The organism is Vibrio sp. SCSIO 43155 (assembly GCF_023716605.1).
GTDB classification, from domain to species: domain Bacteria; phylum Pseudomonadota; class Gammaproteobacteria; order Enterobacterales; family Vibrionaceae; genus Vibrio; species Vibrio harveyi.
In genome coordinates, this window is sequence record NZ_CP071852.1 from 2,789,533 (window position 1) to 2,806,059 (window position 16,527).

Annotated in this window: 12 protein-coding genes; 7 read left to right on the forward strand and 5 right to left on the reverse strand. The window is 45.0% G+C overall.

Features of this window, described 5'->3' with window-relative positions:
- Positions 1 to 27 precede the first annotated feature (27 nt).
- From J4N44_RS13290 to J4N44_RS13310, 5 genes are all read left to right on the forward strand, one after another.
- The gene (locus tag J4N44_RS13290) at positions 28 to 1,920 is read left to right on the forward strand and encodes an alpha-amylase family protein (RefSeq protein ID WP_101960265.1); all 1,893 of its coding nucleotides are present in this window, start codon (positions 28 to 30) and stop codon (positions 1,918 to 1,920) included.
- Positions 1,921 to 2,154: 234 nt separating this feature from the next.
- On the forward strand, positions 2,155 to 3,141 hold the full coding sequence (gene ebgR / locus J4N44_RS13295; RefSeq protein WP_050925639.1) for a transcriptional regulator EbgR: 987 nt from the start codon (positions 2,155 to 2,157) through the stop codon (positions 3,139 to 3,141).
- Between the two features lie 342 nt (positions 3,142 to 3,483).
- Positions 3,484 to 6,582 (forward strand): beta-galactosidase subunit alpha, encoded by a 3,099-nt coding sequence (ebgA, locus tag J4N44_RS13300; protein ID WP_252044540.1) that lies wholly within the window; start codon positions 3,484 to 3,486, stop codon positions 6,580 to 6,582.
- 3 nt (positions 6,583 to 6,585) lie between these two features.
- Complete coding sequence (locus J4N44_RS13305) at positions 6,586 to 7,035, forward strand: beta-galactosidase subunit beta (RefSeq protein WP_009698695.1); 450 nt, start codon at positions 6,586 to 6,588, stop codon at positions 7,033 to 7,035.
- Between the two features lie 89 nt (positions 7,036 to 7,124).
- On the forward strand, positions 7,125 to 8,558 hold the full coding sequence (locus J4N44_RS13310; protein WP_005449069.1) for an amino acid permease: 1,434 nt from the start codon (positions 7,125 to 7,127) through the stop codon (positions 8,556 to 8,558).
- Positions 8,559 to 8,658: 100 nt separating this feature from the next.
- On the opposite strand, the gene J4N44_RS13315 is transcribed toward J4N44_RS13310, so the two are convergent.
- A complete protein-coding gene (locus J4N44_RS13315; protein ID WP_009698696.1) occupies positions 8,659 to 9,585 on the reverse strand; it encodes a LysR family transcriptional regulator in 927 nt (308 codons plus the stop codon).
- Positions 9,586 to 9,697: 112 nt separating this feature from the next.
- Here J4N44_RS13315 and chrA point away from each other — a divergent pair, with 112 nt between their 5' ends.
- Together chrA and J4N44_RS13325 are read left to right on the forward strand one after the other, a co-directional pair.
- The gene (chrA, locus tag J4N44_RS13320) at positions 9,698 to 10,837 is read left to right on the forward strand and encodes a chromate efflux transporter (RefSeq protein WP_053052965.1); all 1,140 of its coding nucleotides are present in this window, start codon (positions 9,698 to 9,700) and stop codon (positions 10,835 to 10,837) included.
- 110 nt (positions 10,838 to 10,947) lie between these two features.
- Entirely contained in the window at positions 10,948 to 12,054 is a 1,107-nt protein-coding gene (locus tag J4N44_RS13325; protein ID WP_252044541.1) for a phosphatase PAP2 family protein, read from the forward strand.
- Positions 12,055 to 12,112: 58 nt separating this feature from the next.
- Here J4N44_RS13325 and J4N44_RS13330 read toward each other — a convergent pair whose 3' ends face one another.
- The 4 genes from J4N44_RS13330 to J4N44_RS13345 are packed head-to-tail and all read right to left on the reverse strand — an operon-like array spanning position 12,113 to position 16,522.
- Positions 12,113 to 13,126 (reverse strand): tetratricopeptide repeat protein, encoded by a 1,014-nt coding sequence (locus J4N44_RS13330; protein WP_017189178.1) that lies wholly within the window; start codon positions 13,124 to 13,126, stop codon positions 12,113 to 12,115.
- Between the two features lie 20 nt (positions 13,127 to 13,146).
- A complete protein-coding gene (locus J4N44_RS13335; RefSeq protein WP_252044542.1) occupies positions 13,147 to 14,091 on the reverse strand; it encodes a type II secretion system F family protein in 945 nt (314 codons plus the stop codon).
- Between the two features lie 2 nt (positions 14,092 to 14,093).
- The gene (locus J4N44_RS13340) at positions 14,094 to 15,062 is read right to left on the reverse strand and encodes a type II secretion system F family protein (RefSeq protein WP_005449080.1); all 969 of its coding nucleotides are present in this window, start codon (positions 15,060 to 15,062) and stop codon (positions 14,094 to 14,096) included.
- Positions 15,063 to 15,073: 11 nt separating this feature from the next.
- Complete coding sequence (locus tag J4N44_RS13345) at positions 15,074 to 16,522, reverse strand: TadA family conjugal transfer-associated ATPase (protein ID WP_005449081.1); 1,449 nt, start codon at positions 16,520 to 16,522, stop codon at positions 15,074 to 15,076.
- Positions 16,523 to 16,527: the final 5 nt, after the last annotated feature.

A 16,527-nucleotide genomic window follows, 5' to 3' on the forward strand; every position in this document is an offset into this window, starting at 1 on the left:
CAATAAATAATCAGTAAGGGAAAATCGATGAACTACAAGACTTTGAAAGCTAGTGGGTTGGCGGTTATAGTCTCGGCAGCTTACATAGGGAATGCGTACTCAATGGAAATAGCCAATGATGCAATGGCAATAACATTTGATAATAACTCAGGTGTCGTGTCATTGATCAACAATAATACGGATGAACAAATCACCCCAACTGAACTTTTCTTCATTACTCTACCGAATGAAACAACACTTCATACCAAAGATTTTAAGTTGGAAAAGTACAAGAAAGATGGTGACAGCATCAATCTCACTTTTGTTCGCAATGATTTTGAAGTGGATGTCACTTTGAACGTAATCAAACAACGATATGTGAGTGTTGATTACAAAATCAAAGCTGTTGGTAACGATCGCAAGATCAAAAAAATCACTTTCTTGCCAACCAAAAAACAAGCGCAAGCGCCTTATGTTGACGGTAGCATTAACAGCTCACCAATTATCGCGGATACGTTCTTCATGCTGCCGCGTAAACCAATTGTAAATACCTATGCTTACGAAACGAAAACCAACCTCAATATTGATATTGTCACTCCAATAAGCACAAACGCCCCATTAAAATATACAACTTATATCGGTACGTTTAGCGAAGTCAGTCAATTAAGACGCGACTTCAACAAGTTCATTGAAGCAATGCGACCACGTCCCTACAAACCATATTTACATTACAATTCATGGATGGATATTGGCTTTTTCACTCCTTATACAGAAAGTGACATTAAAGGACGAATGAAAGAGATTTATCATGAGTTGGTGGAAAAACGCGGCGTAGTTCTCGATGGGTTCTTACTTGATGACGGCTGGGATGACTTAACAGGAAACTGGGATTTTGGCTCAGCATTTGCTGATGGGTTTGGGAGCGTAAAAGAGCTAGCCGATTCAATGAATACTAGTGTAGGTTTGTGGCTTTCCCCTTGGGGAGGCTATAACAAGCCACGTGACATTCGCGTTTCACATGCAAAAGAAAATGGTTTCGAAACGGTGGATGGTAAGTTTGCTCTCTCAGGTCCGGTGTACTTCAAAAACTTCAATGACAAAATCACCAATCTGATTAAAAACGAGCATATTTCGTCGTTTAAACTTGATGGAATGGGCAACGCAACATCTCACTTAAAAGGCAGTCAATTTGCTTCCGATTTTGATGCGTCAGTTCAGTTGATAGAAAACATGCACAAGGCCAACGATAAGGTATTTATCAACCTAACGACCGGGACCAACGCAAGCCCATCATGGTTATTCTTCGCTGACTCAATTTGGCGCCAAGGTGATGATATCAACCTTTATGGTGATGGCTCTCCAACACAACAGTGGGTCACTTACCGAGACGCTGAAACATATCGTTCGATTGTCCGTAAAGGTCCATTATTCCCGATGAGTTCGATAATGCTTCACGGTATTGTCAGCGCCAAAAACGCTTATTATGGACTTGAGAAAGTACAATCCGATCAAGATTTTGCCGATCAAGTATGGTCATATTTTGCAACTGGCACACAACTACAAGAAATGTATATTACGCCAGATATGCTCAATTCAACTAAATGGGACACCCTTGCAAAAGCAGCTAAATGGGCAAGAGAGAACGCCGATGTTTTGGTGGATTCACATTGGATTGGTGGCAATCCAACTAACTTAGCGGTGTATGGTTTTGCGTCATGGAATGAAAACAAAGCCGTAATTTCGTTGCGTAACCCATCGGATAAACCACAAAAATATTACTTGGATCTCAATCGTGATTTTGAATTGCCTACAGGTGCAAATGGGCAGTTCAAGCTAAAAATGGCTTACGGTGAAAACAACACAATTCCATCTCACTACACCGACCCAGTAGTCATAACCCTGCAGCCACTACAAACTTTAGTCATCAACGCGAATAAATAACCAGTAATCAAAGAAAAGGCACTGTTATGGTGCCTTTGTTCGCTTTTTCTCAGACCTTAATACCATCAAATACGATAGAGCAACGAGTGCTTAACGTATTCTTCCGGCAGATAACTTCACTTCCCCGATCGCACAGTTTTACTAAAAGTTTGTGCATCCATAAGTAGCTGTTTACAATGGTGGGATTATTGCTTTTCTCACTGGGACAGTGAGCTTTGCCTACGGGAAGTGCACATGGCAACACTAAAAGATATCGCTACTGAAGCTGGCGTCTCACTCGCGACCGTATCGCGCGTGTTAAATGATGATCCGACTTTGAGCGTAAAAGAAGAAACCAAACACCGCATCTTAGAAATCGCAGAAAAGCTGGAATACCGCACCAGCAGTTCCAAAAAAGCCACCAAAGAGGCAAGACAAAAACACCACTTCTTAGCCTTGTATAACTACAAGCAAGAAGCCGAGGTGAATGACCCTTATTACTTGTCGATTCGTCACGGGATTGAAACCCAGTGTGACAAATTGGGCATTACGCTAACCAATTGCTACGACAGCATCATCGATGTAGAAACGCAAAAGATCACCGGTATCCTTCTGGTCGGTAAAACTGACAGCGCCGTGATTCGTAAATTGCCTAAACGTCTTACTGACAGCATTTGCTACATCGACTTCTCTGACAGCGATAGCACATACGACTGTGTTGATATCGATCTTGCGCGAATCAGTAAACAAGTGGTCGACTTCTTTGTTGAACAAGGCTACGAACGGATTGGTTTTATTGGTGGTCAAGATGAACCAAACACTGCAGACATTCGTGAAAATGCATTTGTAGAATACGGCAGCTTAAAAGGCGTGGTGTCAGAAGACGATATTTATCGCGGCGACTTCTCTAGCTTATCTGGTTACGATTTAGCAAAAGCCATGTTAGCAAAAGGCAATTTTCCTAAAGCGCTCTTTATCGCTTCAGACTCAATTGCAATTGGTGTTTTACGCGCGATTCATGAATTCGGTTTGAACATTCCACAAGACATTGCCCTAATCAGCGTCAATGACATCCCAACCGCCCGATTTACCTTCCCACCACTCTCAACTGTGCGCATTCATTCTGAGATGATGGGTATTCAAGGGGTAAATTTATTAGTAGAAAAATACCGCGACGGTCGCGCACTGCCTCTACAAGTGCATGTGCCGAGCAAATTAAAACTCCGCGGCACCACTCAGTAATTCCCTTCACATCATCAAATTTATAAAGCACTGAATATTCAGTGCTTTTTATTATCCCCTCTTTAAATCTAGCTATTTTTTATCCACTTTACCTAAGAAATCGGCTTGGGATGCCATTCCTTTATCCTGATCACATCTTGTTCAATGATCGTCCAATAAAACGTGACCAAGTTAAAGTTAAACGTTTTCACCAATTTATTTTAGTAAAACTTTTACTAATATCTTTTCCTAGATAATTCATCACTCTTTTTCAAATGACATCGGCTGCATTTCTTTTGGATAGCTTCAAGCATTGGACTCCTCCTTTGCCTGCTACCAAACTAAGCCGAGGGGAGAACAAACGTGAACAATTGGGAAAACTTCCTTCACCTGCATGAGAATCGTATGGCACCACGTGCTTACTTCTTCTCTTACGATTCAATTAAAAACGCACAAACATTCCAACGAGAACTGAGCAGCCGCTTCAAACTGCTAAGTGGTCAATGGACATTCAACTACTTCACCAATCCTCTCTTGGTGCCAGAAGAGTTTTACTCACAAAAAATGGAAGAATGGGGACAAATTACCGTTCCAAACATGTGGCAAATGGAAGATCATGGCGATCTTCAATACACAGATGAAGGCTTCCCATTCCCTATCGATGTGCCTTTTGTTCCGACAGATAACCCGACTGGCGCTTACCAACGCACGTTCACTCTGGGTCAGCAATGGGACAATAAACAAATCGTCATCAAATTTGATGGCGTTGAAACCTACTTCGAAGTTTACGTAAACGGTCATTACGTTGGCTTTAGCAAAGGCAGTCGCTTAACCGCAGAGTTCGACATCTCTTCTTATGTACAACAAGGTGAAAACTTACTGTCTGTACGTGTGATGCAGTGGGCAGATTCGACTTACATTGAAGACCAAGACATGTGGTGGACGGCGGGTATATTCCGCGATGTGTACCTTGTCGGAAAAGAGCACGTTCACGTCCAAGATCTGACTGTTCGTACTGATTTCGCCGACGATTACCAAAGTGCCACCTTAAGCTGCCAAGTTGAACTAGAAAACCTATCGACTACGGTTGCGTCTGGTTACACGCTGGAATATGCCCTTCAAGATAAAAGCACTGTGGTTGCAAGCGGTCAGTGTGATTCACTGACTATCCAAGACAACAGCCAAACAAGCTTTGCCATTGATGTGGTGAACCCAACCCATTGGACAGCGGAAAATCCATACCTTTACCAACTGTTCATTACGCTAAAAGACGCACAAGGCAATATTGTCGAAGTGATTCCGCAACGTGTTGGCTTCCGAGACATTAAAGTGCGTGACGGTCTGTTCTACATCAACAACCAATACGTAATGCTGCACGGTGTAAACCGTCATGATAACGACCACCTAAAAGGTCGTGCTGTTGGCATGGATCGCATCGAGAAAGACCTGATCTTGATGAAACAACACAACATCAACTCAGTTCGCACCGCGCACTACCCTAACGACCCACGCTTCTACGAGCTGTGTGACATTTACGGCTTGTTCGTAATGGCAGAAACCGACGTAGAAACCCACGGCTTCGCTAACGTTGGCGATCTCAGCCGCATCACCAACGATGCAGCATGGGAAAGTGTGTTTGTCGATCGCGCAGAGCGCCATGTTCATGCTCAAAAGAACCACCCTTCGATCATCATGTGGTCACTGGGTAATGAGTCTGGTTACGGCTGCAATATCCGCGCTATGTACAGCGCAACTAAGGCGATTGATGACACTCGCTTAGTGCACTACGAAGAAGACCGCGATGCAGAAGTGGTTGACGTCATTTCAACCATGTACTCACGTGCTCAGCTCATGAACCACTTTGGTGAACACCCGCACGACAAGCCTCGCATCATCTGCGAATACGCACACGCGATGGGTAACGGACCTGGCGGTCTGACGGAATACCAAAATGTGTTCTACAAGCATGACCACATTCAAGGTCACTACGTTTGGGAATGGTGTGACCATGGCGTATTAGCGCGCGATGAAAATGGTCAAGAGTTCTACAAGTACGGCGGTGACTACGGCGATTATCCAAACAACTACAACTTCTGTATGGATGGTTTGATTTACCCAGATCAAACGCCGGGACCAGGCTTAAAAGAATACAAACAAGTTATCGCACCAGTGAAAATTCACGCGGTGGAAGGCACAAAAGACCGCTTTACCATAGAAAACAAATTGTGGTTCACCAACCTGAATGATTACACCATCACTGCAGATATCCGAGCGGAAGGTGAAACGCTGCGCAGCGTGCAGTTTAAGGTCGAAGAGCTTGCAGCGAACAGCGCACGTGAAATCACGATTAATTTGCCTGAACTGGACGAGCGTGAAGCCTTTATTAACTTCACCGTGCGTAAAGACAGTCGAACTATGTACAGCGAAGCAAACCACGACATCGCGAGCTACCAGTTCCAGCTAAAAGAAAACACAGCAAGTGAAGCCGAGTTTGTTAACCACAATGCGCAAGCGTTAGTAACGACAGAAAGCCGCTTGGAACACGTGATTGAAGGCCACAACTTCACGCTGATTTTCTCTAAAGTCAACGGCAAGCTGACCTCTTGGCGCGTCAATGGTGAAGAGCTGATTCAATCTGAGCCTAGACTGAACTTCTTCAAGCCAATGATTGATAACCACAAACAAGAGTACGAAGGTTTGTGGCACCCAGCACACTTGCAAATCATGCAAGAGCACTTCCGCACGCTGCAAGTCGAAGCAACCGATGATTCGGTTTCGATCACGACCACCAGCATCATTGCACCGCCGGTGTTCGATTTTGGCATGCGCTGTACCTACCGCTACCAAATCAACGCACAAGGGCATTTAAATGTGGAACTGAGTGGCGAGCGCTACGGCGATTACCCGCATGTTATCCCTGTGATTGGTTTGGATTTGGGCATCAACGGCAGCTTTGACCAAGTCAGTTACTACGGTCGCGGTCCTGAAGAAAACTACCAAGACAGCCGCCAAGCCAACTTGATTGATGTTTACCACAGCACGGTAGCCGACATGTTTGAGAACTACCCGTTCCCACAAAACAACGGTAACCGCCAACACGTTCGTTGGGCATCACTAACGAATCGTCACGGGACGGGGTTGTTGGTGAAACCACAACAAGAAATCAACTTCAGCGCGTGGTTCTACACCAACCAAAACCTGCACGAAGCGCAACACACCATTGAGCTAGAAAAGAGCGGCTACATCACGCTCAACCTTGACCATCAAGTGATGGGACTGGGCTCAAACTCGTGGGGAAGCGAAGTGCTCGACTCATACCGCGTCTACATGGATGAATTCCGTTATGGCTTAACGCTGATGCCGCTCCAAGTTGGCGATTGCAGTGCACAAGCTATGGCAAACCATGATTTCGACAATGCGTTCTTCACTCAATCCAATACTCAAACAGCAAACGAGGCGTAATCCATGATCGTGTTAGACAACTTAGACCAATTCAAAGTCGTGTACCGCAATGGGCGTAAATGGCAGCGCTGTGTCGAGGCAATTGAGAACACCGTAAACCTTAAAGATGGCGTGATGTATTCCATCGGAGACTCCTTGGTTTACATGATTCAAGACGGCACAAAACAAACTGAAATGTTTGAAGGCAACCGCCGCTACTTCGACGTGCATTACTACCTTGAAGGTCGCGAAACGGTGGAGTTCGCTGACAAGAAAAACCTACAACCTGAGCAAGCTTACCAAGATGAAACGGACCGCGAGTTCCTTTCCGGTCAAGGGGATACTCGTGAGCTTTGTGAGGGCCAAGTAGCAATTTTCGATAACACCAAAGCCTACCGATTCCACGGTGATAACCGCGTTAGAAAGGTCGTGCTGAAAGTCACTATCGAAGACGGCTACTTCTTAAATAAATAACAAAAGCAAAGAACAAGAGAAGGGCTGCGCTCACAGCAATGCAAGCCCTTCCTCCCTACAATTCCAACGTGATTCATCGGAGATAGAAAATGTCTGAATCCAAACGTAATACGATAGGCAAATTCGGGTTGTTGTCCCTTACCTTTGCCGCGGTCTTTAGCTTCAACAACGTAATTAATAACAACATTGAGATCGGTCTTGCTTCAGCGCCAATGTTCTTCTTGGCAACCATTTTTTACTTTATTCCTTTCTGTTTGATCATCGCAGAGTTTGTATCGTTAAACAAAGACTCGGAAGCCGGTGTATATGCATGGGTAAAAAGCTCACTTGGTGGACGTTGGGCGTTTATCTCTGCCTACACCTACTGGTTTGTTAACCTATTTTTCTTCACGTCATTGCTGCCACGCGTTATTGCTTATGCGTCATACGCGTTCCTTGGCTATGAATACATTCTGACCCCACTCACCACAACAGCACTGAGTATGATTCTGTTTGCGTTCGCAACTTACGTATCAACTAACGGTGCGAAGATGTTGGGTCCAATTACCTCAGTCACTTCTTCTTTGATGCTGCTACTGACTATGTCGTACATCCTGCTTGCTGGCGCTGCATTAGTCGGTGGCGTTCAACCTGCCGACCCAATCACAGTAGAAGCCATGGTGCCAGACTTTAGCTGGGCATTCCTAGGCATTACCACTTGGATCTTTATGGCTGCAGGCGGTGCTGAATCGGTAGCGGTTTACGTAAACGACGTGAAAGGCGGCTCAAAGTCTTTTGTTAAAGTGATCATCGTTGCAGGTATCTTCATCGGCGTACTTTACTGTGTCGCTTCAGTGCTGATTAACGTATTCGTACCTAGCGAAACACTTAAATACACGGGTGGCTCTGTACAAGTATTTGAAGGTTTAGCGGCGCACTTCGGCTTGCCTGAAATATTGATGAACCGCTTTGTAGGCTTAGTGTCGTTTACCGCGATGTTCGGCTCTCTGCTAATGTGGACTGCGACACCAGTAAAAATCTTCTTCTCTGAAATTCCAGAAGGTATCTTTGGTAAGAAAACCGTAGAGCTAAACGAAAACGGCGTGCCTGCTCGTGCTGCTTGGTACCAATTCCTTATCGTTATTCCACTGATGATCATCCCGACTTTAGGCTCGAACACAGCGCAAGATCTGATGAACACGGTCATCAACATGACGGCTGCGGCTTCAATGTTGCCACCACTGTTTATCATGTTGGCTTACCTAAACCTACGCCTAAAACTGGACCATCTAGAGCGTGATTTCAAAATGGGCTCTCGTATGACAGGTATCGCTGCGGTTTCTGTACTTATCGTTATCTTTACTGTGGGCTTCCTAGCGTCAACCTTCCCAACTGGCGCAGACATCATGACGATTATTTTCTACAACGTTGGTGGCATTGTGATTTTCCTTGGCTTTGCTTGGTGGAAGTACAGCCAATACGAAAAATCACTCGACCAAGAAGAGCGCGCCAAAGAAGCAGCGCCAGCAACTCAAGCAATGTAAGCCTTACACATAACGCTTGATAGCACCTGACCACATTCGTCAGACCAAGGGCACCCATCGGTGCCCTTTTTTATACCCAAGTAACCTCGAAATGCTAGGTTCAGCGAGAGTGCGTTGAAGTAACGATATCTGCCACCAGCTGACGTAGCCACATCCCTTTGTCTTCATTGTTACGACTGGTGTGCCACAGCATAGCAATATCAAAATCGGCAACCGCAATCGGCGGCTGCACTGACACTAAGCCATCTGAAAACCCTTCTGCTGATGCCATTTTTTCCGGCACAATGGCAATCAAATTACGTTGTTTAAGCAGATTACGGATCGTCAAGAAGTTACGTGAAGCTACTGTTACCTTGCGGCTTAAACCATGTTCCGCGAGTTTTTTGTCTACCTGCGTACTTAAACTGCCATCTGGGCTCACCAAGGCTTGTTCAATATTGGCAAATGCTTCAATCGATAATTCAGTCTCACCGTTTAAAACCTGCTTATCGCATAGGCACACATGCTTTTCAGTGTAGAGATATTGGCTATCAAAGTTGTCATCGAGTACGGGCATGCTACCAAGAATGACATCGAGCTTGTCGTGTTCAGTAATGGCGACATAGTTGCTACGGTTAACATTGATAAAGCTGATTTGCGCTTCTGGCGCGCGCTTGCGAATTTCATCATAAAGCAGAGGGGCGAAGATGAACTCAGCGTAATCGGTAAGACCAATGCGACACACGCCAGTGTAGTTTTCTGGCTGAAACTCGGACTTAGTCAGCAAGTCTTTGGCAATGGAATCCAATAAATGATGCACTGTTGGCGCGATATGATGCGCGTGCTCAGTCGGATCCATTTTATGTCCTTTACGCTCAAACAGAGGGTCATCAAATAGCACACGTAAACGCGATAAGCTGTGGCTCATGGCGGACTGACTGACAAAACTCTTCTCGGCAGCCAAACTCACACTGCGATAGCGATACAGATACGAGAAAGTCACCAACAGATTCAAATCGATGTTACGCCACTGAATATCATCTTTCACACATCACCCAATCCTATTTCATTCATAGATGAAATTAAAACTATTAATTTGAGTCATCTTAGTACATTTCATACAGTAACTGGAGTGTTATTGGAGATTTAACAGGCTCAATATGTTTACCATTTTTAAAACCTTTTTTTGGCTTGGTTGGATCAGTTTCGGTGGTCCTGCAGCACACATCGGTTACTTCCGCCAAACATTCGTAGAAAAACTCAAGTGGATTGATGATAGCGAATACGCACAAATCGTGGCGTTGAGCCAATTTTTACCGGGACCGGGGTCAAGCCAAGTTGGCTTTGCATTAGGTTACAAACGCGGAGGTCTGGGCGGTGCTTGTATGGCGTTTCTTGGATTCACGCTGCCTTCGGTGATCATCATGTTGGCACTTGCAATGGTGAGCAGCCAAATCACGGATACGGCACTGTTCCAAAACATCGTACACGGCTTGAAGTTACTGGCTGTTGTGGTGGTCGCTGATGCGACATGGGGAATGTACAAAAATTTCTGCCAAAGCAAACTAACAGCGGGATTGTGTGTAGCAACCGCAATAGCGCTATTAGTTGCACCTAGCATCATGACACAAATGTTGGTCTTAGTAGTGGCAGGTTTGATTGGTACTCAATACCTAAAGAAAGAATCGACCACACCAGCAGAGCCGTTCAAACCGACTGTCGCTCCACTCGCTCTGTTTGCCGTACTTCTTGTTGGCTTGCCTTTGGTGGCTCACGCTCTACCGATGCTGGGGTTATTTAGCGACTTCTTTCAAGCCGGCAGTTTAGTGTTTGGTGGTGGTCACGTGGTTCTTCCATTGCTGCAAAATATTGTTGGCGATCAGCTCAGCCAAGATGCGTTCCTAACGGGCTACGCAGCAGCGCAAGCTGTACCTGGACCGATGTTTACCTTCGCAACTTACATTGGCTATGAACTATCGGATACACCAATTCTAGGGGCGCTAGTTGCAACACTGGGTGTCTTTCTTCCGGGCTTCTTGCTCTTACTTGGCGTGCTGAAAAACTGGCAAGCTCTAGCTGGCAAACCTGCGGTATCTGGCGCAATTAATGGCGTGAATGCCTCAGTAGTTGGTTTACTCTTAGCGGCACTTTACCAACCGGTATTCACTAGCGCTGTGATTGCTCCGATTGATATCGCATTAGTCATTGCCGGTTTCTACCTCCATAAAAAGCTCAATCTATCTGTACTTTGGATGATCGTATTCTTTGTCGCAGCAGGCATTGTGACCGGCATGATGTAGAGAGTGGCACAGACTTAATCAAGCAATAAACAACGGGCACTCAAACACGAGTGCTCGTTTTCTCAACTACGCTTATAGAATGTGGGAGAAATCAGGATGATGGACCATCTATGGCGCAAAACAATAACTATGACCTGCAACTTAACTGGCAACAGAAAGTTTCTCTTTGGCTTAGCGAACTGAAAGCAAACTTGCTCAAAGACAAAATTCTCTACTTCTATTGTGCTTCAACAACACTCCTCATCTTTTCGTGCTCTCTGTATCTTGATTCACCGATTCGTTATTCACTCACCACTTATTTCGAAACCATTGGGCTAGCAAGCTATATCACCTTCTTAGCATGGTGTACTTATTACTACTTCTCTCTCATTTTTCGTAAAGAGCCTAATCCTGCTAAGCAATTTCTCAATAAGCTTAGACGGATGTTTTTTCCTCTTACCAGAACGCTGTCTGTCATCGCATTGTTATTGGTTCTTACCATTGTGTTTTCTAACCACACGTTCTTAAAGTCACTGATCCCGATACTTCACCCGTTCTCCCTCGACAGCGCATTTATCGATATTGATCGCTTCCTGCACTTTGGCATCGATCCTTGGGTTATCACCCACACAATATTGCCGGGTCCGTGGGCGTCGCTGGTTATCAACACGGCTTACAACGCATGGTTTTTCTTTATGTGGGGAATGTTGATCTTCTTTCTGATCTACAAAAAGCAACCGCTACTTCGGCAGCAGTTTTTTCTGACATTTGTGTTGTCATGGATGGTGATTGGCTTCGTGCTTGCCACGTTGTTGTCCTCAGCAGGTCCCTGCTACGTTGAACCTTTAATGGACAACACCTACTTTTCGCCATTGATGCGGACGCTACAGGAACAAAGCCAATATCTACAAGACATTCAAGTGGGTCAGTTGTGGGCGCTTGCCACGCAAGATCACCTATGGAATGACTATATTGAACAATCGAATGGCATTGGCTCAGGCATTTCAGCAATGCCGAGTATGCACGTATCCATTGCAGTATTGTTGGCACTGAGCATCTATCAAATCAATAAAGTGGCAGGTTACGTGGCTTACGTATTTGCGCTGTTAATTCAAATAGGTTCCGTTCATTTGGCTTGGCATTATGCGATTGATGGATACCTTGCCACAATCCTTACTATATTGCTTTGGAAAGCCGTAGGAGCGTTTATCCATCGCTTTCCTCGACTGTTCGCTTGATAAGCCTGTCGACATAAAAAAGCCACGCTTACTAGGGCGTGGCTTTACCGAACTTGCTTTATTGAAGGAATGCCGTAGAGGTGTCTTTTTGCTCTCTGACCATAGAAAGTGCACGCTCTAAGTTTTTATTGGCTAAATCATAATAAGCAGGGTTTTTATCAATGGCTTGTTGTAAGTAAGGGATGGCTTCATCCGGCTTACCATTGAGGATTAGGAAATAACCAACATTATTTAACGCTTCAGGTTCAGTCATATGACGACTAAAGATGTTGAGTGCCTGTCGTGGTTGATCTTTTGCAATCGCAATTAACCCTAGGTTGTTTATCGCTTTTTCATTACTTGGTTGCAGCCCCAAAGCGGCTTTCGTAAAGTGTGTCGCTTTTGAATACTCTTTTTCCATGTAATAGGAGTAACCTAAACTCACCAATGCATTGACGTTTCGTGAATCAACATCCAACGCTTTTCGAAATAGAGTCTGAGCTAAATCGTGGTCCCCTCGAATATCGTACAAGACACCCAGCCCGGAATAAGCACCAACGGGTGATTTATCATCATAACGGTAGGTGGCAATGCTCTCTTTAGAAATGTTGTCTTTGGTGATGTTTGGATCACCACCTAAACGGATTTGATCAGCATTGAGCGCTCTTAAGTAATAGCTTTTACCTGCCTCTCGATCACCACGTTTGGTGTACATCGCACCAAGCTCTTGTAGCGAGCCTACGTTGTCTGGGTTTTCAGCAAGCGAAGCACGGAAGGATTTATCCGCAAGCTCTAAGTTATTACGTGCGAGATGGATACGCCCAACGGTGTACAGTGTTTTGTCTTTGTGTTGCGCATTGGGGAAGGACAAAGAGCGAATGTACTCGTACAGCGCTAGGTCCGCATTTTTATTACTCAAAGCGATATCACCGCGGGAAATCGCTTCTTCTTCTGTTTTCGGTGGCTCATCATTGGTCAGCGATTCAACTGGCTTACCGGAGTAGAGTTCCGAGTCAAAATCCGATGATGTATCGGTTGTTGAACATGCTGTAAGCAATAACAACGAAATAATGGCAAATCTCTTAATCCACATAACAAATCCCTTTTCTGCTCTTATTTAAATGCTTCAGCCAGTGAAATCAGCGCCGGACCTATCGCCACAATAAAAAAACATGGCCAAATAAACAGCACCATTGGAAACATCATTTTCACTGGGATTTTGGCAGCTACCTCTTCCGCTGCTTGTTGGCGCTTATCCCTATAATCTTCGGTGTATTCGCGTAAGGAGTTGACTAGGCTCCCCCCAATTCTTGATGCGTGACTGAGCATACTCACCAGCCCCATCAACTCATCTAACCCTGTTCTATAAACCAGTTCACGAAGTGCTTCAGGCATTGGCTTACCGGCCTGAATTTTGTTACATACAGTATCTACCTCGTCAGCCAACTCAGGGTGAGAAATGACCAGCTCATCTGCAACACGGCGTAACGCGGCATTAAAGCCGAGACCAGACTCTGTACACACCACCAGCAAATCCAACATATCTGGCACCCCAGCACGAATGGCCTTTTGGCGACTATTGATCATGCGGCGAAGAATAAAGTCTGGAATGACAAGTCCGACAAACACCGCCAATGCCATCAAGGTGTAGAGATATTTAGATTCTGGAATGGTTAAGTAAACGAGCACTGCGGCCATCACTCCAAAGATGGTGGTCACTGACTTAATGGCGTAGAACATCGACAGCGAATTACTTTGGTGAAAACCCGCATGCATCAGTTTATTACGTGTTGTTTGACGTTCTTTTTCGCTGGTTGGAGAAGTCAGTGGAGCCAATGACTCAAGCGTGTCTGCTACTTTGCTGTTTGTGGGGGTAGCCTCTCTCTTATCACCAGACAGCTCAGCAAGTTTTCTCTTGATCGGCGAATTGACACCAATAACAATCGAGCCAACAGTCATCACCACCAATACCGTCGTAATCAAGATCAATGCAAATAACAGAGTCTCTTGATTTACAGCGAGGTCACTCAACCATCCTTGAATATTTTCTATATCCATAGTTACACCTCAATGTTGACGATTTTTCGAATCCACAAGGTACCAACAAACAAAGACACCATGCCCCCCACGACCATCTTGACTCCCATAGGCGTGGTATGAAGCAATTCAATGTATTCAGGACGTACAAGTGAAATGATGACGTAGAGCCCAAATGGCGCGAGTACAAGCACCCAGGCAGACATTCGAGATTCCGCAGAAATGGTTTTGATTTTTCGCGCCAGTTTGAAACGAGCACGTAAGATTTGAGAAAGCTTCTCAATGTTCTCAACCAAATTACCGCCGGTTTCTTTTTGCAATAGCACCGCACTCGAGAACGCCAGCATTGATACAGTGGGGGTACGCTCTGACATTTGCATTATGGCTAGCCTCAAGTCATAGCCATAGTTTAAGAGGTTGAACGTATTAAGGAACTCAGGTCCAAGCGGTGCACTCATTTCTCTCCCTACCTCACCAAACGCTTGGGTAATGGGTTGACCCGCCTGCAATACACGTTTGATGATATCCAGTGCCTCTGGCAGTTGTTCCTCAAATTTCATCAACCTATCGGCAATCATTTTTTGAAGATAAAAGTAGATAGCAACCCAGCACGCAATGGTGACGCCAACACACATGTACCAGACCTGACCAAACAAGAAGATAACCAGACCAACGGCGACACCTGCAAGAAAAGACAAAAATAAGAAGCGCGTAAAGCCCATCGAAATGCCCGCTAGTTCGAGCTTTTTCTTCAAACCATCGAAGAGACTAAAATTCACTAACCAACGCTCTAACGGAGAAAGGTGCTTCAGCGAGTTCTCTCTAAGTAACGAGATACTTTCTTCATCAATGTGCTTGTGGCTATCGTGAATCCGTTTAATTAGTTGTTTATGTTTTACTTTTTTACCTGCAGACGGAAGTATTAACGCTTGGCTAATAAAGAAAACAGACAAAAATAACAGCACAAGAAAAAGTGGGAATTGGCTTTCCATAGCGCACTCTCCTAACGGGCTTTTTCGTTAAAGATTTCGAATGGTACGTCTAAGCCTCGTTTAACAAGATGATCGTGACAGCTAGGGACAATCCCTGTGGCTTCATAGTCCCCAAGAACGTTGCCTTCTTTGTCTACCCCTTTTCGACGGAAGGTGAAGATTTCTGACATGGTGATCACTTCTCCTTCCATACCATTAATTTCCTGCAAACTGACCATACGGCGCTTACCATCTTCTTGTCGTTCCATCTGGACAACGATGTTGATTGCTGAAGCTATCTGCGCTCTTAAGTTTTTCGTTGATACGTTCCACCCTGCCATGGAAAACATGTTTTCAATTCGACTCAATGCATCACGAGGAGTGTTAGCGTGGATCGTCGCAAGAGAACCATCGTGACCCGTATTCATCGCCGAAAGCATATCCACCGCCTCAGCACCACGAACCTCACCAATAACGATACGATCAGGGCGCATACGCAGTGAGTTTTTAACGAGATCACGCTGAGAGATTTCCCCTTTTCCTTCGATATTCGAAGGGCGCGTCTCAAGGCGAATGATATGTGGTTGTTGCAATTGAAGCTCCGCTGAATCCTCAATCGTCACGATACGCTGATCACTTGGGATAAACCCAGAAAGAATGTTCAATGTCGTCGTCTTACCTGAACCTGTACCGCCAGAGATCAAGATGTTCATTTCCCCAACAACAGCGGCATTGAGAAACTTACCCATTTCTGGCGATAGCGAGTTCAGTTCAAGCAAGTTATCCATGTTGAGCCTTTCTACGGCAAAACGACGAATAGAAACGGAAGGTCCATCAATAGCTAAAGGAGGGATGATGGCATTGAAACGAGAGCCATCCTTCAAGCGTGCATCCACCATAGGTGACGCTTCATCAATACGTCGACCTACTTGACTTACAATACGGTCAATAATATTGCGCAGGTGGCGCTCATCTAAAAAGGTGTGCGGCGTTTTCTCCAGCTTACCGAAGCGTTCAACATAAATGTTTTTCGGACCATTGACTAAAATATCGGAAATGGTTGGGTCATCTAAAAGCGGCTCAAGTGGACCAAGACCAAATACTTCATCCTCAATTTGGTGAATCACGCGGTTACGCGCTTCCGAGCTTAGGGGGTGAGTTTGGTCTTCCGCAATTAATTGAACTACGGCTTCCCTAAGCTCTTCTTTTGCTCGGTCTTCTTGCAAGTGGGAAAGTAGACCTAGATCCAAAGTATCGAGTAACTTTTTATGATAGTAATGTTTGATGGCAAGATCTTGTTCCAGCAGTTTTTTCTGCTCTTCAATCGCTTTTAGCTTAGCTTCAACCGGAGACATCGATGCTTTCTCTGCGCTCGATTCTTCACTTTCGACACGTTCAACGTCTTTATCTTTTGTTTGTGACTCTTTTTCGGCATCGACCTGACCAAACGCACTTCCGACGCTTTTTCTTTTGAAAAACATGACTC